The sequence below is a fragment of the Microcoleus sp. Z1_A1 genome, assembly GCF_036700305.1.
Classification (GTDB): domain Bacteria; phylum Cyanobacteriota; class Cyanobacteriia; order Cyanobacteriales; family Microcoleaceae; genus Microcoleus.
Genome location: NZ_JAUBOR010000040.1, coordinates 1 through 19785, shown reverse-complemented (window position 1 = coordinate 19785; position 19785 = coordinate 1). Strand labels below are relative to the sequence as shown.

Annotated in this window: 13 protein-coding genes; 4 read left to right on the top strand and 9 right to left on the bottom strand. The window is 46.4% G+C overall.

Features of this window, described 5'->3' with window-relative positions; translation table 11 throughout:
• Positions 1–612 precede the first annotated feature (612 nt).
• The 7 genes from mdh to QT973_RS21570 form a co-directional block, all read right to left on the bottom strand.
• Positions 613–1566 carry a malate dehydrogenase gene (gene mdh, locus QT973_RS21600; RefSeq protein WP_333053997.1) on the bottom strand — a complete coding sequence of 318 codons (954 nt, stop codon included), beginning with the start codon at positions 1564–1566 and terminating at the stop codon, positions 613–615.
• A 122-nt stretch (positions 1567–1688) separates the two neighbouring features.
• Positions 1689–1904 carry an NAD(P)H-quinone oxidoreductase subunit O gene (locus QT973_RS21595; RefSeq protein WP_333053996.1) on the bottom strand — a complete coding sequence of 72 codons (216 nt, stop codon included), beginning with the start codon at positions 1902–1904 and terminating at the stop codon, positions 1689–1691.
• A 187-nt stretch (positions 1905–2091) separates the two neighbouring features.
• Entirely contained in the window at positions 2092–2985 is an 894-nt protein-coding gene (locus QT973_RS21590; protein ID WP_333209417.1) for a DNA-formamidopyrimidine glycosylase, read from the bottom strand.
• Positions 2986–2987: 2 nt separating this feature from the next.
• Positions 2988–3368: a photosystem I reaction center subunit IV gene (locus tag QT973_RS21585; protein ID WP_333053993.1), complete on the bottom strand. Its 381-nt coding sequence runs from the start codon at positions 3366–3368 to the stop codon at positions 2988–2990.
• A 427-nt stretch (positions 3369–3795) separates the two neighbouring features.
• Positions 3796–9495, bottom strand: coding sequence for a DEAD/DEAH box helicase (locus tag QT973_RS21580; RefSeq protein WP_333053992.1), 5700 nt, complete (start codon positions 9493–9495; stop codon positions 3796–3798).
• Between the two features lie 11 nt (positions 9496–9506).
• Positions 9507–10505, bottom strand: a complete 999-nt coding sequence (locus tag QT973_RS21575) for a hypothetical protein (protein WP_333053991.1) — start codon at positions 10503–10505, stop codon at positions 9507–9509.
• Positions 10498–12522, bottom strand: a complete 2025-nt coding sequence (locus QT973_RS21570) for a hypothetical protein (protein ID WP_333053990.1) — start codon at positions 12520–12522, stop codon at positions 10498–10500. The genes QT973_RS21575 and QT973_RS21570 overlap by 8 nt, the downstream gene beginning before the upstream one ends.
• A 218-nt stretch (positions 12523–12740) precedes the next feature.
• On the opposite strand from QT973_RS21570, the gene QT973_RS21565 reads away from it, so the two are divergent.
• Positions 12741–13616: a dihydrofolate reductase family protein gene (locus QT973_RS21565; RefSeq protein WP_333231946.1), complete on the top strand. Its 876-nt coding sequence runs from the start codon at positions 12741–12743 to the stop codon at positions 13614–13616.
• Between the two features lie 162 nt (positions 13617–13778).
• Positions 13779–14975 carry a GNAT family N-acetyltransferase gene (locus QT973_RS21560; RefSeq protein ID WP_333392137.1) on the top strand — a complete coding sequence of 399 codons (1197 nt, stop codon included), beginning with the start codon at positions 13779–13781 and terminating at the stop codon, positions 14973–14975.
• Positions 14976–15308: 333 nt separating this feature from the next.
• Here the strand turns inward: QT973_RS21560 and QT973_RS21555 are convergent, their stop codons facing one another.
• Both QT973_RS21555 and QT973_RS21550 read right to left on the bottom strand, forming a co-directional pair.
• Complete coding sequence (locus QT973_RS21555) at positions 15309–15875, bottom strand: hypothetical protein (RefSeq protein ID WP_333053987.1); 567 nt, start codon at positions 15873–15875, stop codon at positions 15309–15311.
• A gap of 172 nt (positions 15876–16047) precedes the next feature.
• Complete coding sequence (locus QT973_RS21550) at positions 16048–17412, bottom strand: ATP-binding protein (protein WP_333054089.1); 1365 nt, start codon at positions 17410–17412, stop codon at positions 16048–16050.
• Positions 17413–17784: 372 nt separating this feature from the next.
• Between QT973_RS21550 and QT973_RS21545 the strand changes: the two genes are divergently transcribed.
• Together QT973_RS21545 and QT973_RS21540 are read left to right on the top strand one after the other, a co-directional pair.
• A complete protein-coding gene (locus QT973_RS21545) occupies positions 17785–18630 on the top strand; it encodes a M48 family metallopeptidase (protein ID WP_333053986.1) in 846 nt (281 codons plus the stop codon).
• 130 nt (positions 18631–18760) lie between these two features.
• Positions 18761–19735 (top strand): transposase, encoded by a 975-nt coding sequence (locus QT973_RS21540; protein WP_333392135.1) that lies wholly within the window; start codon positions 18761–18763, stop codon positions 19733–19735.
• The last annotated feature ends 50 nt before the right edge of the window (positions 19736–19785 follow it).

Below are 19785 nucleotides of genomic sequence, written 5' to 3'. Positions count from 1 at the left end.
TCCCAGGCAGAGCTTGGGAACCAGTTAAAAAATGGCAGATTTTTGCTTGAATTTCTACAGAAACTGTGAGGGTATTGTCGCGCAAACCAAGTTCAACTGCTTTTGCCAGTTTTTTGCGTTGTCAGCAAGTTTTTGATAGTAAATTTTATACCAATTATCCAAAATCTTGCAACAGTTATGAGTTTTTGGTGTGTTTCCTGAAACACTGTAAGCTGTTCTCCATTTAAATTGTGTGTCAAAAATAACTCAAATTATTGTGGGATGGGCACGCGAGCCCGTCCCGAATATGCAATTTAAACGCGCAACAGCTTATGCACCGGTGCGGATCTGTGAGAGAGTCGCTTTTTTTGATAACTTTTCTAGGGCGACGCACCCGGAGCGCTACTGTTGCATGATTTTTGATAATTAGTATTATATTTATCAATCGGTTCCTTGCTGCCATTTTGTAGCTGGTGCAATACAGCCTAACAAAGATGATCGATAATATTTATCAAAGGACTGTTGAAATCCGAGAACCCAACTTCCGACAGAGCGATCGCACTATCATACTCAGTATAAGTTATTATATTGAAGCGACGAGCAGGCTGCTTTTCTCAACGAACTCCTACAAGCTTAAGAAGCCGTTTTCAGTATAGCCCTGGCTTCCTCAATATTTTGGGCAACCAATTTCCCCGACTCGATAAAGGCTGCTCTTTCGGTATCGCTGAGTTCGAGTTCCACTATTTGTTCGACTCCCTGATATCCCAAGCGGCAGGGCACTCCTAAAAAGATATCTTGCACGCCGTATTCGCCGTGCAAATAAACGCAGCAAGGCAAGAGTCGCGACTGATTAAATAAAATAGATTCTACCATCAAACAGACAGAAGATGCGGGTGCAAAATAAGCACTACCAGTCTTCATCAATTTTACAATTTCTGCGCCACCGTGGCGAGTCCGCTGTACGAGTCGATCAATAGTCGCAGCATCCATAAGTTGATTGATGGGAATACCGTTGACAGTGGAATAGCGGGGCAAAGGAACCATCAAATCGCCATGAGAACCGATGACAGTTGCATTGACTTGAGCATTTGAAACGCCCAATTCCATTGCAATAAAAGTTTGAAAGCGGGCGGAGTCGAGAACTCCCCCCATCCCCATGACTCGGTGTTTGGGCAAATCTGCCGCTTCCCAAGCTAAATAAGTCATGATATCTAGGGGATTTGTGACTGTGATTAAGATTGCTTCGGGAGAATGCTCGATCGCTTGTTTTGTGGCTTCGGTGACAATTCGAGCATTGATTTTAATTAAATCTTCGCGATTGATACCGGGTTTGCGCGGCACTCCGGCTGCAATTACTATGATATTTGAGTTGGCCGTATCTGTATAATCATTTGTACCGACAATTTGGCGATCGTGACGTTCCACTCCCCTAGCTTCCATCAAATCCAAAGCAACGCCCTGTGGCCAACCCTCCACAATATCTAACAATACTACATCTGCCAGATTTTTCTCAGCAATTCGCTGGGCTAAGGTACTGCCGACTTTGCCTGCACCAATAATTGATACGCGGTTTGATGGAGAATTCATTGGGTTTTAGGTTTTAGATTTTAGATTTTAGATTTTAGATTTTAGCAATCAGCTTAATTGGGGAAAGGTGCGCGGTGTGCACCCTTCGCTACATTAAGAACAGTGTGTTTAGTTTTGGTGAGTTACTGAAAATCTTCGAGTTGGTCTACCCGCAGCCAAATATTCGGGGTGGGAACTTTGCCAAATTTGACGAAGGCATAGTCGCCGCGAACATCCATCACTTCGCCCTTTGTTTCAAATATATAGGAGGAAAAGCGCTGGTCGCTGGCTTTGGCTTCTAGACTGTTTTCCAATTTTTCGCGTACAGCGCGAACTATGCTGCCTTTCTTGATTGCCATAACTTGCTTGGTTTAGTTTAAAAAACTATACAAATTTTAATCTAGATTTGGCTGCAAAGTCACTCGGCGATTGAAATCGCTACTAAACAAACGAAGTCACTCCAAGCTGACTAAGGAATAAAGGAGTCCGATTCGTGGGGTATATCTAAAATCTAAAATCTCAAGCCTAAAATCCCTTGACTGCTTCCTATGTCTGACAAAGGGGGCAAAAATGAGTCGATCGCCCTGCTAATTTTATACGTTGGATGGTTGTGGAGCAAGTGCGGCAGGGTTGGCCGGCGCGATTGTACACCCAAGCGACGCCGCCGTAGTTGCCGTTGACACCTTGGACGTTGAGAAAATTGCTAAAAGTGGTGCCACCGGATGCGATCGCCTTCTGTAAAACTTGAATAATAGCTGTATGGATGCGCCCAATTTGCTCTGCTGTCAAATCCGCGCACAGAGTTGTGGGCATCACTCCCGACAAAAACAAAGTTTCGTCTGCGTAAATATTGCCCAAACCAGCTATCAGTGACTGGTCTAGCAAAGCTGTTTTAATGGGTCGCGCCCGCCGGTGCAGCTTGCGGGTCAAATATTCTGTTGTAAATTCCTCTGAAAACGGTTCGGGGCCTAAGAGTTTCAGACCGATGACAGTGCTCGAAACCTCGGTTTCTGCGGGCACGTACCACATTTGCCCGAAGGTGCGCTGGTCTACAAAGCGCAATTCTTGGTTTCCCTCAAAAAACAGCCGGACTCGCGCGTGTTTTTGCAGGGGCTCGGATCTGTTCACCCACAGCAGTTGTCCTGTCATCCGCAGGTGAACGCCCAGCCAGCCGGCTTTTGAAGGAGGGAAGAAGGCGGGCGCGGGGAGGGCGGGCACGGGGGCACCGCCCCTACATTGAGATAGTTCTGCCAGTAGATATTTGCCGCGTCTGTACCAGCGGGCGATCGACTTTCCTTTGACTTTTGTCAAAAAATCGGTCGCAGAGATTGAGCGGGCGATCGTGCTGTTTAACAACACGTCCCCGTCCAAAATTTCTCGATCGAGGGTTGCTTGATTCAATCCCCGGCAAATAGTTTCAACTTCTGGCAGTTCTGGCACAATTAGCGTTGTTCTGTTCCTTGATTTGGCGAACCTTCGACGCTGCCGGTCACTTCGGCACCGGGTTTGCTGTCGGTCGAAGTTTTCGGCTGCTGGGGGGCTCCTCCGCTGCCGGTTTTCCGGGTTTTCTCGTCCAGCGTGGTTTGTTTGCCGCCGGAAGCTACTGGAGTCCCTGTTTTCGCTTTTGCTTTGGGTGCTGACACTTCCACTAATTCGCTTTGGGCGAAGTTGTTGGTGTTGACGCCTGCATAATTTACGCTGTTAAAGCGAACGATAACTGGGTATTTAATGCCGCTTTGGTCTACCGTAGCAACGGTGCCCACTTCTTGATACCAGAAGGATTCTTTGCGGAGAATCCGAACTGTAGAACCGCGTTGAACCATGAGCTTTGTTTCCTTTGCGATGAATAAACGGATAAAGCCATTTTTTTTACTCTAGTCGATCGCGCGACGCATTTGAAGTCTGCAAGGAAATTTTTACCTGTCGCGCCGTTTTTTGATCTGCTTTTTGTAAAGAAAAGTAAATACTTTGCTAGGGCGATCGCTGGGGGACAAAAATAAATAAACAGACATTATCCGTTAAATACAAGCTGTGCGATCGGATCTATAAAAAACTTTACAAATAGGAGAGCAGGCCGGAGCGCCTACATAGTGCATTAATAGGATTTAGGCAGAGCCGTGGCAATCCCCCAGCAGGCCGCGTAGCCCCAAGCGCTCTGGGAATTGCCACGGCTCTGCACGAGAAGGTTGCGTAAATCCTCATTCAGTCAAGTTATCCACCATCTAGTGTGTTAATGTTTGAATCCTGCATCTAATCATCTAGCGATTGATAGCACCAACTCGGACGGCGCAGGAGATTGAAGGTATCTAGGTATCGAACTCGATCGGGCGCTTCTACTGTAGCAATCGCTTCATGCAATAAGCCTTGAGGGTTATCTACGTCCCACAAAGGATGAACGATAATAACGCTTTTATCTCCCACTGCAAAACCCGGTAAAGCGCCGAACTGTTCCCCGGAACAACTAAACGAAGCACAAAATATATCGCGCAAAGCAGTTGCATTCAGCAGCCAATTTTCTAAGTCAGGAGTAGAAAAATCCCCATCGAGTCCGCATTGAAAATTGCTGCTAGCCAATGCCCTCAGCAAGGAAAGTCCCAAACGCCAATCCAGCAGACCGTGATAGTTCATATTGCGGTACTGCTGCAAGCAATCGTAACAAGAAGAGTCGCATTTTTGGCGGTGTTGTGGTGACATAATTGCCTCAGCAAAGCTATTTTGAGAATTCAGAATTTTGTCTAAAAGGATGTCTTCCCAGTGATTAGCTAGCCAATAGGTGAAGCCAGAACCGTTAGCAAGGCGATCGCTAATTACAATTTCTCCTACTTTTTTATCCTCTAATTCAACCTGTCGCAAACCGCTGATGTCTAATTCTTCCGGATCGATGTCTAACTCCTGTGCTGCTACAGCACGAACCGTGAAAGCGGCTGAGTAGAAAGCAGCTTTGACAGCAGAACCGGGTGCAATAGGATCGAGGCACAATCCATCAGGTACAGTAACGGGCTTAATTCGCAGTACGCCAGTAGTTTTTGGGGCAATTATAGCGATCGCCTCTGACTCGCCCTGGGGTTTAAACCTCACCCCGTCAGGCTTATTCTGGAATCGCTCATCAATCCACTGATCGGGTAATAGTTTGTCACCGCGTCCAAATGTGGCAGTTCCTATTGCTCCCTTAAATAGCTGTCCTCTATTGTCATTGACGCGGAAAACGCGGCCGGACTTAGAGAAAGCTATCTGAGTATTCGTGTTATTTACTAAGTTAAAATCTTGAGGTTGGGCCTCGGCGACGCTGCCTGCACCTGTAATTAACGCATCGTATTCCTCTTTAGCGTCAGCTCCAGGATTGATGCTGGTACGGAAAGCTAAAGGGACAGCCCACTGAAAAACTCGAAATCCATGTTCCTCAGTTGCCTCGCATTTCGGACAGATTATATCTTCAAATATTGTATTAGAGGTTGCCGTATGTTGGCAGCGCTGACACCTCAACATCCATTTGCGATCGCTCACAGGTTCGCCCGCAGGAACTAACCCGTGTTTACCGTCTGAAATTAACGGTGCTGTAAACCCGATCGCGGTATAAATTCGCTTGTCTTTAGTTTTTTCGGAACCTGGTGCAAATTCCGCGACTGCTAAATCTAAATCTCGATCGATAGTAGAAACTTTCTGTTTTCTAGACGGTTCGTGATGGTACAAATCGCGCACTCTTGAAGGCATCCCGTACATCGGCAAAATCCCGCCCTCAGCGAGGCGTTCTGCCAATCCATCACCAGTCAATTCTAAGTTATTGGCGCACTCATTAATTTTATCAAACAACTGCTGACGTGCATAGTTTTCTAAGTTATCGCGCTCGATACCTTCAACGCCGACTAGCAGAGAATTTATTACCTCAGTTACTTCACAAGAAGTTCCCAACCAGCGCCGAACTTGTTCGCGCCGTTCTTCCGTTTCCTTCCAATTTTGAACTGTGCCAAATTCACCGTGACTGTCCGGCTTTTTTTCCACCTCCCAGCAGTTGACACCAGCAGCAATAAATGCTAGTCTCAAACATTCTTTGGTGAGGAGGCGCTGGGCCATCTCAACCTGTGACATAGCAAGAAAAGGAACCGGCGGCGGATCGCCCGTAATTTTTTCAGGATGCCGGTAATAAAACTCATCGTGCGATCGACCGCGACAGAGAGTAAGTACAATAGCAAAAGCCTGACCCCGGCGCCCTCCGCGACCCGCACGCTGCTGGTAATTAAAGCGCATCGGCGGCATATTTGCCATCACAACAGCCATTAAACTGCCAATATCAATTCCCACTTCCATTGTGGTTGTGACGCTCAAGATATCGATGGTATCTACTACTGGGATAAAATCTCTGTCTTGTTCGCCAAAATTCACGATGATGTTGCGGAAATGCCGCTGTCTTTCGGCCTGATCGTCGGTTTGCCCGGTCAACTCTTCGCAGTGCAACCGCAACGGTTGACGCTTATTTACAGCTTGGGTGGCGAAATAATTGCGATCGTACAAATCCCCGCATTTTCTATTAGATTTCGCTGGTAAATGTGCCAAACAATTAGTACAAACACCTCCGGCGCGGTGCAGGTGATGGCGCTGGCAAGACTCGCACTGCCACACGGGGTCATCGGACACAGCAACTCGTACAGATAAATACCGGGGATTAAGTTTAAAGTGGTGGTGTTGACCGTATTCGCAAATAGCAGATTTCAATGCGGGCTTCAATTCCTGTTCGGAAATTCCGCAAGCTTTTGCACACTCTTTAATATAATTCCGGAAGTTGGAGCGCGCATCACCCCAGTCTTTCCAGTCATCCAGCGGATAATCTTGAGGTTTTCTTGGATATCTGTACAATTCACCTAAAATTCGCAATACGCCATCGCAAATACTCTCAAATACTGAGCTTGAAACTCCGCATTGAATGGCTAGCTGTTCTAATTGATTTGGGAGTAAATTCAGGCGAATATAACCCAATCCAGATGCTTCAATCCCAAAGTACAGGCGACTAAAAAGTGTGTCGCAGACCTCAGATTTAACTTTTTCTCGAAGTGTGCTGTCTCGCCTTGTTTCTGCTTCAGGAGGCAAGTCTAGTTTCCACCCGGCGGTTGCAAAGTCAAATATTTTTGTCCAATGATGGTACTTTCCATCATAGGAAAATTCTTGGTAAAGAACATCGTTACCTGCAGGGTTAACGCCTAAGTTTACTAATCGCTGGATCAGGAGTCCCGGGTCTTGGGAATTCTCAATGCCTTCAAATAGTGCTCTGAGAGGAACTGTGCGGGTATTGCCTCTTTGCTGAATTTCGTTGAGTAGCTTCTGAGCATTATCTCGATCTTTCTGCAAAATTTTTACTGCTACAGGAGAAAGTTCTGGTTGCCAGGTCAAGTTAGCTGATTCAAGCTTTTCCTGTAACTCGCTGACAATATTGGGGTTGCGTTGAGCAAATAACTGGGCTTCAGGACGAGTAGGCTGACCATATTGTTGAATATCTTCTAATAAACGTAATTCGCCTACAGCCAACTGTCCGAGTTCATCAAAAAGTGCTTCTCGTACCAAGTCGTCGTAGTGCGATCGCTCAATGCCGTTGGATATTGAAGCGGCATCTTCGCGGCTGTCAGAAAACACAACTAATTTGCGGGATTCTGCATCTTCCGGTAACTGATAAAACAGTTCTTTGGAAAGTAATTGACTCACCTTAGAAAAACCTGTGCGGAACCAACGAACAGGCGATTTATTTTTTTTCTTAGGATGGCTGTAGTTAGCAGCACAGCAGGGACAAATGGAGGGTAATGCTCCAATAAATTCTTGCTTCTCTACAGAGAGCGATCGCAAGTGAAACAGATAGCCTTTCACCCACTGTTCGTCCGGGGAATCTGGATCTCCTAGAATAACACGACCGCTGCGGGTATCTAACGATGCTTTATCCCAGGAGGCTTTCTCGCCGCCTTCACCTTGTCTCGATGGCTGCTTCCAACCTTTGCAAACATCTTCATTAATATTTCTAAAAGGCCAAAACACGGCAAATTCAGAATACTTGCGGCGATCCAAAGCTATGGCTGTCTTGCGGTCGGGTATCCCTTCAATATCTGGTTCTGTAGGCAAAAGTTCCCATCCGTCTCCGTCATTATCCTGTCTTGTCAGCCTGTTTCCCCCAAGAAATACAGTTCTGCACTGTTCGCAATAAAGCAGTTCTAAAACTCGGTATTCGTCGTAAAGTATGGGAGGATTTTCGACAAATAGTTTGCCAACCAATCGATTTTTGCTGATTTCATTTTCTTCGCACCCGTGATTCGGTTTAGTGCAAGCCCACAGCCCCTCAATATTCCTGAAAAACCAGTGCAGCCGGAAAGATGGCAAAGATGTTTGGTTCGATAAACCGCGAGCCGCTAGAAGTCCTGTTACTGCGAGTTCGAGGTTTTCATCGGGTAAGTCATTGCCGAAAATCTGTTTAGCAAAATTAGCGATCGCTACGGCGCGAATTTTGCCGTCAACTTTACAAGCATTGACCATTCTAGCACCAACTTGCGCGGTTTCAGATTCCACAATTTGACGGCAAGCACTGTATGCAGCCGCTGACTGCAACGTTTCTGCATTGTTGATTTCTGGTGCTGCTGCCAAAGCGATAAACGGTTCGCTCTCCAGAAACTCTTGACCTTCAATTGGTGGAATTTGTTCTAAATGACCCGGTATAATCTGTTGGGAATTCCATTGAGAACCAAAGAATTGATTCAAAAATTCTAAGCTTTTTGGATCGTCTGGTTCTAAAGATGCACTAGAAGCAAGAACCCGCAATTTTGGATGACCGGGATGCAGCCCCAAACGTTGCAGCAAAAGTCGCAGCAAATAAGCAACTTCTGTCCCAGAAGTACCGCGATATAAGTGCAATTCGTCAACAATTAAATGAAAGACGCTGCCATCTTTGTTTAACCATTCCTTTGTTTTTTCAAAAATATCTCGTTCGAGATCGCGCATCAGCATGATACTGAGCATAGAATAGTTGGTGATTAAGATATCTGGCGGGGCATCTTTCATATCCCAGCGGCAGCGCATTTCTGCCCCATCTAAGCGCGGGAAAAAGAACCTCACATCTCGATCGCCAGTGCGATCGGCGTGTTCGCTAGCGCGATCGGCTGATAACTGCATCTGCTGCATTGCTTCCAGAAGTTCTTCTATTTTTTTTCCATTAGGTTTACGATTTTCTTTGTATTCATGCCCCGGTACGGGAGTAACGCCGTTGTACCTGCCAAAATAGACTCGATTGCCTTTTCTATTATCTTGAAACCAATCTCGCGCTGCTTGAGAATCTAAAGCGCGGCGCAGCCTGGTAAGCTGGTCTTCAACTAAAGCATTCATGGGATATAAAATCAAGGCGCGAACTGCTGCATCCCGCTGTTCGTGACTTCTCTGAGGAACCCGATAAGATTTCTTAAAGCTGCGTTTTTTATTTACTAACGGATTGCATTGGTTCTGCCATTGTTCATTTTTCCACCAATCGTTAAGGTGTTCTGGTTCGGCTTTAGGCGGCTTCCAATTTATTGATTCTTGCGCGAGGTAAGCAAACAAAGGTAACAGAAAAGATTCGGTTTTTCCCGAACCTGTACCGGCAGTTACTACAGCATTGTTACCTGCTAATGCTTGCCGTAGCATTTCGATTTGGTGCTCGTAGAGTTCGTAATTGCCTACAAGTTCGCACTCGGCAAGTTGTTTAAAGTCTTGAAGGGCAGTTTGATCTAATCCCGGTACATTTGAAATATCTAAATCATTGATGGTTTTACCTGATTTTTGATAGCTTGGCATCGGTTCAATCCATGGTTCTTGATGGAATGCACCGGGTTGGCGCAGCAGTCTTTCCCGTTCTCGTTCAATTTCGGGAAATTGAGTTCCGAAAGCGGTTTTTACATAAAGTAGAAAGTTGTCGCGAATTGTGTTAAATGCGTTAATTGGATTGTGCATAAGTTACCTCACTATGTTATATCTAAAGATTGCTGCAACAGTGTCTGCCCTAATTTAGTTGCGATCCTTTCTGCTATTTGAGGGGGAATAGCGGAGAATAAATTGAATCCCTGAATTTGCGGCCGAACACGCGGCATTTTTTCATATTTTGCTGCATAACCAGAACAAAGAGTTAAGGATCTTTCTAGAAGTCGTGGCAGCTTAGCGCTGGCGGGTACTGCCATATGGAATGTGCGTTTGTCGTAGATAAGAACATTCCGCCGCAGTGCTTTTAGAACAGCGTACCTCCCCCAATCGAGGTCTATTTCCGCACACATTCCATCTTGCCACAGATAATAAACTTTGGTGTTTCGGGATGGGTGACTGTATTCACTAAGGCGAATGGCGCCATCGGTTTCTTTTATGGATTGAAATTGTAAAGAAATCGGGTCAAAGGTTTTGCTTTGCCAGTTTAGTTCTGGTTCTTTAGACCATTCGATGGTAGCTAAGTAATCGTAAATACAAGCGGCAAAATGCAGCAAAGACCAGGCTGAAGGCGTTTCGATAAAAGGTATTTTAAGCAAATTGCCGATCGCCCTCAATTCTCCTACATCCTCCGCTTGCACGGCGACTCGCTTCGGTATCAACCCTAATTCATTGGATTGTTCTGTGACTTCCAGGTTAATGTGATGTCCCACCGACTGACAAGCCTCTGATAATTGTGCGATCGTAGCAGGCGATCGTGCTCCTGCTAAAATTGCTTGAGGAAAGCCAGCACAAGGCAACCGCACCAATACAGGGGGAGCAGCATAAACCTTACTCTTGCTGCGATCGCTAAAATTAAAGTCGCAATGACCTAGGGAATCGAGGGCGCGAATTGTTTGAAGTCTTTTATTCTTAATTCCGGTATTTTCCTCCATCACACCCGTCTCAAGATTATACAAATAATCAAAGGTTTCCTTAAAGGATAGCCAAGCAACTTCCTTTTTTGCAGAAATAACGTAGAGCAGCTTTTCGCTAGTTTCAGACACGTTCTGCCTCCTTCTGAAACTGTTTCCACAATGGTTTCAAGTTGGATCGATCTGGCGGGGAAATTATCTTGCGATCGTGCCACAATATTTCTTTCCAAGCCCGCATCTTCTTGCGGTCTTTGCACTTTGACATCGACGGTTGTGACTCTGCCAAATTGGTGCCACAAAACATTGCTTGACCGCGATGGCGACCTTTGGAAATCGCCCAAACAGGCTCCCAATCTGTAGGTAGTGATTCCGCAGGGCAGATTGCTATTTGCCCTGGTTCTTTACCTACATAGAAAATCCGCTGCTTTCCTTGTATTGGTAAAAAAGTGTTAAAGTTAAAGTCTGGGAAATCAACGCCCTGCACCCATGCACCAGAAACGCCCGCGCTCTCATTTTCCCCGGTGTGGATCTTCCCGAAGCGATCGAACTGTGGCGCGTTGCTTTGGGATGGCAAAGAATAGTTTTCTACCAATAACAGAGAACAGCGTTTGATAATATCATCTCCACTGCGTGCTTCAATTAGCAACTTCGTTTCCGCTGTATCGGCTGGCAGTTCATAAATACCTGCTGCTTCCGTGCAATCTAACAGCTTATTATTGCCAAATACTTTTATTGATTCATTGGCACCTTGCAGAACCAATTTCGGCGGGGCAAACTTAAAGAATTTATTGCCTCTTTCCAGGCGGATTCCCCCAGCTAACTCTAGCCGTACATTAGTCGGTAAAGCTAAGATTGGGTATTTTTGTTTAATCAGCTCGTCACTGCAAGCAGCCTGCGCTTTGAAAAAGTGCCACCCACTGGGCAAACCATCTATTATTTGCAATTTTTCAAAGCCTTGACAGCTCGATTCTCCCCATCTTGTCAGCAATTCCAAACACTCTTGATGAGCAGCTAAATAAAATGGCTTTTGAGTGGGCAACTGCCGCACTTCCACAATACCTGGCAATCCCTGACTGTCTCCATTAACGAATACTCGAATGGGCGATGCTGGCAGCTTAAAACACCATTTAGAGTCAGCCGATCGCACTTGCAAACCTTTCAACCAATCAAACTCACAACCAACCAGCGGTTTTCCGTCTGACTCACATATTAGAGGTGAAGACAAACCCCCACTATCTTCGTAACAGGAAAAAGCTTGAGAATTGTCTTCTAAAAATAACAGCAAATCCTCTTCAGGAAATTCGTGTTTGGTACTGCAACGCAAGCTTAGGCTAGCGCGTTTGGCAATTGAATCGAGTTTGCAGCACAATCTCAAGATTCCGTAAATCTGCGTCTTACCTGAATCTTCAGCAGTTCCATCCCAATCGCGCAATTCATCAATAATCCATTCGAGCAATGCTTGGCGAAGTTCGTCGCTGTCTCTGGTTTCTTTTAATAAGCTTAAAGTCCGTTCTCGCAGTTGTTTGCGCCCGTGCTTGACTAACAAAAGTGCGATCGCCCCCTCAGCGGGATATGAAATAGGATCTAAGTCAGCAGCGGCAAAAATAGCCGGGAGTGCGCGCCGTTCTTCCTCAGTCAGAAGAGTTTGTGCAAGCGGCAATCCAATGTGATTTCTCTTGCCAATGCTGGTGCTGTTGAAGATACCCAATTCGCCAGATTTATCTTGATTAGACCATTTTTCTAAATCTTCCCAGAGTTCCGACATCCGGTTAAATGAAGGATACTGCCCTGTGGTAGGTTCTTCGCCTAGTAATGTTCGCAAGCGCGGATAGTAAGAATGGGCGGCAAAAGTTCCTTCAATACCGGCTGCTAAGACAAAGAGCGCTAAATAAGCGATATAAGGCGGATAGTCTAATTCTCGCTGCTGCCAATTATCCCGGCTTTGTAAGGCTTTCACGCACAAACCCTGCCTTGTCACCCCAGGAGGCCCCGTTTTGATAGCTGCAATAAAATCTGACAAATCAACACCCCTTTCTTGACCAATATCCGTTATTAGTTTCTCTGTGACATACAGGTGAACGGTACTGTCCGCCATTTCCGGTTTAAAGAAATGAGATGCGATTGAATTATTCCAGGTTAAATAATCCATTTTTATGTTTTATATAATTTGACGTAAATTGGTAATTTTAAGTATTATAACTCTAGTTGCTAAGCAGGTGAGTATAGAGAAACTTAATTATGTCGAAATCGCCAGCCGATATCGATTATAAGACTTGGTGATGGCGTCCGTATAGCGAACAATAATAGGGTTTATATCCGTGAAGTTACTTAGTTAAATATGATGTCGTGCGAAAATTTAATAAATTAATGACAGATAAAATCGATCGACCATTAGCAACAGTAATACTCGCAATCAGTGCCGACGGTAAAATTGCCGATGCAGTACGATCGCCCGCGAGATTCGGTTCTGCCAACGACAAAGCCCACCTCGAACAGCAAGTAGCAGCAAGCGACGCCGTTTTGTTCGGCAACGGCACTTTACAGGCCTATGGGACGACGATGAGAGTGATTTCGCCGGAATTGCTCAAACAGAGGGAACTGCAAGGGAAGCCACCACAACCGGTGCAAATTGTGTGTTCGCGATCGGTCCAATTTGACCCAAACTTGCGATTTTTCCAGCAACCGGTGCCTCGGTGGCTGCTGACGGGGCAAGACACTAGGGAAACGCCATTGCCGTCTCCGTACCCGACGAAAGACAGTAAGTTCGATCGCACATCTGGCACCATTCTCAAGAACGGGCAAGATGCCCGTTCCACAACAGAGGAATTTTCTTGTGGAACAGGCATCTTGCCTATTCATAAAAAGCTTATTGAGAATGGTGCAACATCTCAATTCGATCGAATTATCTATGCGAAAACCGCAGGTGAAGAGATTGATTGGATTGATGCGTTTCAACAGCTAGCCAGCTTCGGTATCAAACGCTTGGCGATTCTGGGTGGGGGAAAACTGGTAGCGTCTGTGCTGGCTGCAGGCTTGGTAGACGAACTTTGGCTGACGGTGTGTCCGTTAATTTTGGGCGGGGCGGATGCACCGACACCTGTGGAGGGAAAGGGTTTTTTGGCGGATTTAGCTCCGAAATTGGAGCTTTTGGCGGTTAAACAGGTGGGACAAGAGGTATTTTTGCATTATCGGATCGATCGCAGAGTCAAAATACCCATAAATAGGGGAGTTGTATTAAGTTAAATGAACAAGACTTACGCATTGAGAGTCTCAAAGCTCGATCCCCCCTAACCCCCCTTAAGAAGGGGGGGACAAGAGTATTCTCAAAGTCCCCCTTTTTAAGGGGGATTTAGGGGGATCTCTGCGTAAGTCTCGATGAAGTTCGCTCTACGCACAAGTCTCCCTATGCTGAAACAGCCAAAACCTCAATATTCTGTAGCCTGGATTAGCAAAATAGGCGAAATCCCGCAAGCGTCGTGGGATGCCCTGGCGATGCCACTAAAAACTCCATTTCTCGAATGGGATTGGCTGAACAATCTCGAAGTATCGGGCTCTGCGACAGGTAAAACCGGTTGGCTACCGCATCACTTGACTGTGTGGCGAGACAAACAGTTGATTGCTTGCGCGCCACTTTATGTCAAAAGCCACAGCTACGGCGAATTTGTATTCGATAATCAGTGGGCGGATTTAGCTCAACGTTTGGGTATTCAATATTATCCCAAATTGATGGGAATGACGCCGTTTACTCCGGCTGAAGGCTATCGGTTTTTGATTGCCGAGGGGGAAGATGAAGACGAGTTAACCGGAGTAATGGTAAGCGCGATCGACCATTTTTGCGATCGCCACAATATCTCCGGCTGCAATTTCCTTTATGTCGATCCAGAATGGCGGCAGCGCATGGAACGCCACGGTTTCAGCGCTTGGTTGCACCACAGTTATATTTGGCAAAATCAAGGCTATCAAAATTTTGACAATTATTTAGGCGCATTTAATGCCAACCAGCGCCGCAATATCAAACGCGAACGCAAAGCAGTTGATCAAGCTGGTTTGTTGGTAAAAACGCTGACAGGCGATGAAATTCCCCAAGCTATGTTTTCTCAAATGTATGCTTTTTATGAGAATACTTGCGACAAATTTGGTTGGTGGGGAAGCAAGTATCTGACTAAGCGATTTTTTGAACAGTTGCACCACAATTATCGCGATCGAGTTTTATTTGTAGCCGCCTACGACAAGGAAGATGAGAGACAGCCGATGGGTATGTCTTTTTGTTTGTATAAGGGCGATCGACTGTACGGCCGTTATTGGGGAAGTTTGCAGGAAATCGACTGCTTGCACTTCGATGCTTGTTACTATACGCCGATCGAATGGGCGATCGATCGGGGCATCCAAAGCTTCGATCCCGGTGCCGGCGGGCGGCACAAAAAACGGCGTGGCTTTCCAGCTACGCCCAATTATAGTTTGCACCGATTTTATAACAACCGTCTTGCCCAAATTCTCAAGTCTTATATCGGTCAAATCAACGAAAGAGAACAGGAAGAAATTGATGCAATCAACGAGGATTTACCTTTTACTAAGTTACCTCCGTTGTTACTCGGCGAGTGACGGTTGACTGGGAATTGGGAATTGTAAATTAGTAACAGCCCATCGGTGTCAACCTAATACTAAAACCCTGTGTATATCTCGTTTGTATCGAAGTTTCGATCCCCCTAAATCCCCCCGATCGGTGGGGAGTAGGGGTTGACTTTGAATGCTCTTTCCCCTTTATTAATGGGAGTTAGAGGGGAGGTAAGAATACTCTTTTCCCCCCTTATTAAGGGAGGTTAGGGGGCTCTAAACTCAACTATAAACGATATTGATTATGGATTTGAGTCTTAAGTTGACACGAATGGTAACAGTCAACAGTCAACAGTCAACAGTCAACAGTCAACAGTTAAACTAATTCAAAATTACCTTGCCATCTTCCTGAATTTGCAGCGATTTTGTATCAGCCTCCAACTCAGTTGTCGCGCCGAAACTGACTTGCAACATTCCCGGCATCGCGGTTGCTTGGGGGCGAACCAGCAGCAATCCGCCGTCTGGGCGCTGATAAGTGATGGTGATGGGCACTTGGATGGCTTGAAGCAAAATTTCCGATTGTTCGCCCAGAGTGCGCGGCTGGGTGACGCCTACGATTTGATAATTGATGACGGCATTGGTGGTATTCACCAGTTTAATTACTATCATGCCTTCGGCAGGCGTAACTCGCGCACTGGGCATGGGGAAGCGGGCAGGCGCGTCTGTTGGTGTAGAGGGCATCCCGCTGGGGCCCGGACTCGCAGCCGGAGTTGGTTCGCTGACGGGTTCTTCAGTGGCTGCGGGAGTCTCTGCGGGTTGGGAAACGGGTTTTCCTTGTTGGGGCGGGGGGCCGCCGGCGTGGGAAATTGTTGCGAGACTAACGAGTAAACCGACGCCGGTGGCTGCTAGCAAGCTGATTTTTTTAAACGGTAGATTGTGGCGAAACATAAATAACTCCTCACAAGTTCGATCGAGGTTGTCTAACAAAGTTCATGTTAATCTATGCGGGAATTGAATTTTAATAGCTTGGTTTGGGCCAGAGGTAAGAAGAATCAGGCTTGAGGGGGAGATTTTTTTTTACCGCAGAGGGCGCAGAGGGCGCAGAGGAGGAGGGGAAGTTTTAGAGGTGGGATGCTTCTGATTTGTGGGCGGGGAGGGTGACGGTAACGGCTGTACCTCGATCGACTTGGCTGTCTATGCGGATTTGGCCCCGGTGATTTTCGACAATTGCTTTGGCGATTGCTAATCCTAAGCCGGAACCGGCGGCGCTGCGATGGGTGCGGGCGGGATCTGCGCGGTAGAATCGATCGAATAAATGTGGCAGGGCTTCTGGGGAAATTCCGATGCCGGTGTCTGTTACTTTTATTTGCAGGGCTGGATTTAAGATCGGCGAATTTCTTTTGTTTTTGGCTGCAAGTTGCAATTCTACTTCTATTTCTCCGCCAGAGGGTGTGTACTGCACGGCGTTGCTGACTATATTGGTAAAGAGTCGGGCTAGTTGATCCCAGTCGCCCAACAGTGTAAAGTTGTCCTCAGCGTTGGGCTGATCGACAATTTCCAAAGAAAGAGAGAGGTTTTGGGTTGTGGCGATCGCCTGTTGTTCTTCAATTACCTCCATCAGCAAAGCATCGAGGGGAACTTCAATCCACTGCTGTTGCACGATACCGCTGTCTTGTCTGGCTAAAAACAGCAAATCGTCAACCAAGCGCCCCAAACGGCGGGTGAGGCGTTCGATAACTTGTAGCTGTTGGTGTTGCTGCGGTTCGATATCCGGTTCCGCCAAAGCTACTTGGACGTTAGTTTGAATAGTGGCGATCGGATTTCTGAGTTCGTGAGAAGCGTCGGCGGTAAACTGTTTGAGACGCCCGTAAGACTCTCGCACCGGTGCCATTGCCAATCCCGACAGCAGCCAGCCAATCGCCGCCACGCAAATTAGAGTTAAACTCGCGCCCAAAATCAAATCAAGAATTAATTGGCGGATGGGTTTTGTCACTTCAAACCAAGGATGACTGACTCGCAAATATCCCAGAACTTGCCTGCCGATTTGTACTCGCTGGGTTACTTGTCTGAGAGAATAGTTTTGAGCTGACTGCAACTCATTATTAATTATCCAAACTGTTTCGCCGGTGCGGTTAGCGTGAATGGGAATATTCAGCGGTTCCGATAATGTAGACCACAGCAATTCGCCCGTAGGACTGAACCATTCTAAATCTATGTGGTCGTCTTCTACTGCATCGGTGCTATCTCGAAAACTGGCTTGAATATTAACTTGCAATTTATTTTTATCTGTGGTATTAGGGATTTTGAGCGGTTCGATAACGAGAGTTCGCTCTATTACTTCGACAACATGATTGAGGGTGTCATCAATGCGATCGATCAAAGTAGTGCGGACGTAGAAATAGAAACCTGTGGCGAATACAAGTAATAATACGGCAGTAACGGCAGTGTACCAAATAGCGAGGCGGCGGCGGGTAGCTTGGAACATATTGCGAAGGAAGTTCGGCAACTGATTTTGTAGTGGATTCAAGAGATTTAACTCATATGTTGCACCATTCTCAATTAGCCTTTTCGGAACAGGCTTTCCGGCCTGTTCCACAAGAAAATCTATTCTTTGTGGAACAGGCCGGAAAGCCTGTTGCTGACAATGGTGCAACATCTCAGTTTAACCAATTTAATAACTATAACCTTCTTCCCTTCCTTCGTGTCCTTCGCGCCTTCGCGGTTCGTTAAAAAAAAGCCTTGTTCGCAAATTATCTCAAAAAACTCTAACAACTTTCCATTCTTGATACTTCAGACAGATGTCGAGAAAGCTGTCACCATAGTATTCTAATCGCGAAACTTTTTAGGTAGAAAGCCTGTGAATAAATTTTTATTTCGAGCCGCGATCGGGCTGTTAATGGCATTTTTTGGGGCAATCACCTATTTTACAAACGACGTAGAAAATCCGGTAACAGGAGAGAGACAGCGGGTGCAGCTTTCTCCCCGCCAAGAGATAGTTTTGGGATTGCAGGCGCGAGATCAAATGGCCGCCAAGCACGGGGGGCTTTATCCCAGCCAAAGTATTCAGCAGTATCTCGATCGAGTAGGAGCACGAGTTATCAACGGTTCTGTGGCGAAACAAGCGGGTTATCCGTTTGAATTCCACCTGCTGCGAGACGCCCAAACTGTGAATGCTTTTGCTTTACCGGGGGGACAAGTTTTCATTACTGCGGGGCTGCTGGGGCGGCTGAATTCGGAGGCTCAGTTGGCCGCTATACTCGGGCACGAAGCCGGTCACGTTGTCGCCCGCCACGGTGCGGAACACTTGGCAAAACAGCAGTTGGGCAGGGCTTTGGTAACGGCGGTTGGGGTGGCTACTAGCGACGATCGCGGGGGCGGGCAGCAGGCAGCATTAATTGCTCAAGCTGTCAATCAAGTTGTCGGTTTGCGGTACGGTAGATCGGATGAACTTGAGAGCGATCGGCTCGGTTTTCGGTTTATGACTGAAGCTGGTTACGATCCTAGAGGTATTGTTGAGGTGATGCAAATCCTCGGTGCCGCTAGGAAGGGCGAAGCGCCGCCGGAGTTTTTGAGTTCTCACCCCAACCCTGAAAACCGAGTGCAAAAATTGCAAGCTTTAATCGCGCAAAATTACCCTAACGGCGTTCCAGCTAATTTGGAGTCTGGACGCGATGAGTTTGCTAAAAATGTGTCGGGCGGTTAGCAATAATTGCATCGGGCTTTACCGAAATTAATGGGTCTAAAGCCCCGTCCTTCTAGGACGGCTTTTTATTTTATTGTATTTTATTTTCTCTGAGTCCCCCATGAGAACATTTTGACTATACAATAATAGTATGAAGACTCTGAAGTTCAAACTATACAATCATAAGCGAAATAAATACCTCAAGCGAACCATCAATGCTGCCGGGGTAATTTATAACCATTGTATAGCACTCCATAAACGGTACTACCGGATGTGGGCTAAGCATTTGAACTGCGCCAAACTTCAGGCTCATATTGCCAAACTGCGGAAGCGCAATCCGTTCTGGCAGTTGGTTGGAGCTCAAGCTGTGCAGGATATCTGCCAGCGCATTGAGAAAGCCTACCAGTTGTTTTTCAAACATCATCAAAAAGGAGTGAGGGCGCCGGGATTCAAGAAAGTAAAGAAATATAAGTCTTTCACCTTAAAACAGGCTGGATACAAGTTTTTAGGTGGCAATCGGCTCAAGATTGGGCAGAAAGTGTATCAATATTGGAAATCGAGAGAAATTGAGGGAACAGTCAAAACTTTAACCATTAAACGCACGACATTAGGTGAGTTGTTTATGGTTGTGGTTGTTGATAGCGTTTCGGAGTCAGAAAGCAAATTCGAGACGAGTAGAATCGCTGGATTTGACTTTGGTTTAAAAACGTTCCTCACCGTCTCGGATGCTGCCAAAATCGAATCGCCTCAATTCCTCAAACAGTCGCTTAATGCCATCCAGAAAGCGAGTCGCCAGCACTCTCATAAACAGAAAGGTTCAGCCAATCGGGAACGCGCTAGAAAGCATCTTGTTCGCCAGCATGAGGATGTGGTGAATCGGCGCTCTGACTGGTTCTGGAAGCTGGCACATAAACTAACAGATCAGTTTGACGTGCTGTGCTTTGAGACGTTGAACCTGAAGGGAATGCAACGCCTCTGGGGACGGAAAATTTTAGATTTAGCATTTGGGGAATTCCTGCAAATTCTGGGATGGGTGGCGACGAAGAAAGGTAAACAAATCATTTTTATCGACCGTTGGTATCCATCGAGCAAGACTTGCGTGCGATTCGTTCAGTCGAAACCGTGAAAACGGGGGATAACTGGCTTCTATGGGGTAATCCTTAAAAGGATTGAGTT

Coding starts and splice junctions, on each gene's coding strand:
- mdh (WP_333053997.1), bottom strand. CDS start 1,566: ATGAATTCTCCATCAAACCGCGTATCAATTATTGGTGCAGGCAAAGTC.
- QT973_RS21595 (WP_333053996.1), bottom strand. CDS start 1,904: ATGGCAATCAAGAAAGGCAGCATAGTTCGCGCTGTACGCGAAAAATTG.
- QT973_RS21585 (WP_333053993.1), bottom strand. CDS start 3,368: ATGGTTCAACGCGGTTCTACAGTTCGGATTCTCCGCAAAGAATCCTTC.
- QT973_RS21580 (WP_333053992.1), bottom strand. CDS start 9,495: ATGCACAATCCAATTAACGCATTTAACACAATTCGCGACAACTTTCTA.
- QT973_RS21570 (WP_333053990.1), bottom strand. CDS start 12,522: ATGGATTATTTAACCTGGAATAATTCAATCGCATCTCATTTCTTTAAA.
- QT973_RS21565 (WP_333231946.1), top strand. CDS start 12,741: ATGACAGATAAAATCGATCGACCATTAGCAACAGTAATACTCGCAATC.
- QT973_RS21560 (WP_333392137.1), top strand. CDS start 13,779: ATGCTGAAACAGCCAAAACCTCAATATTCTGTAGCCTGGATTAGCAAA.
- QT973_RS21555 (WP_333053987.1), bottom strand. CDS start 15,875: ATGTTTCGCCACAATCTACCGTTTAAAAAAATCAGCTTGCTAGCAGCC.
- QT973_RS21550 (WP_333054089.1), bottom strand. CDS start 17,412: ATGTTCCAAGCTACCCGCCGCCGCCTCGCTATTTGGTACACTGCCGTT.
- QT973_RS21540 (WP_333392135.1), top strand. CDS start 18,761: ATGAAGACTCTGAAGTTCAAACTATACAATCATAAGCGAAATAAATAC.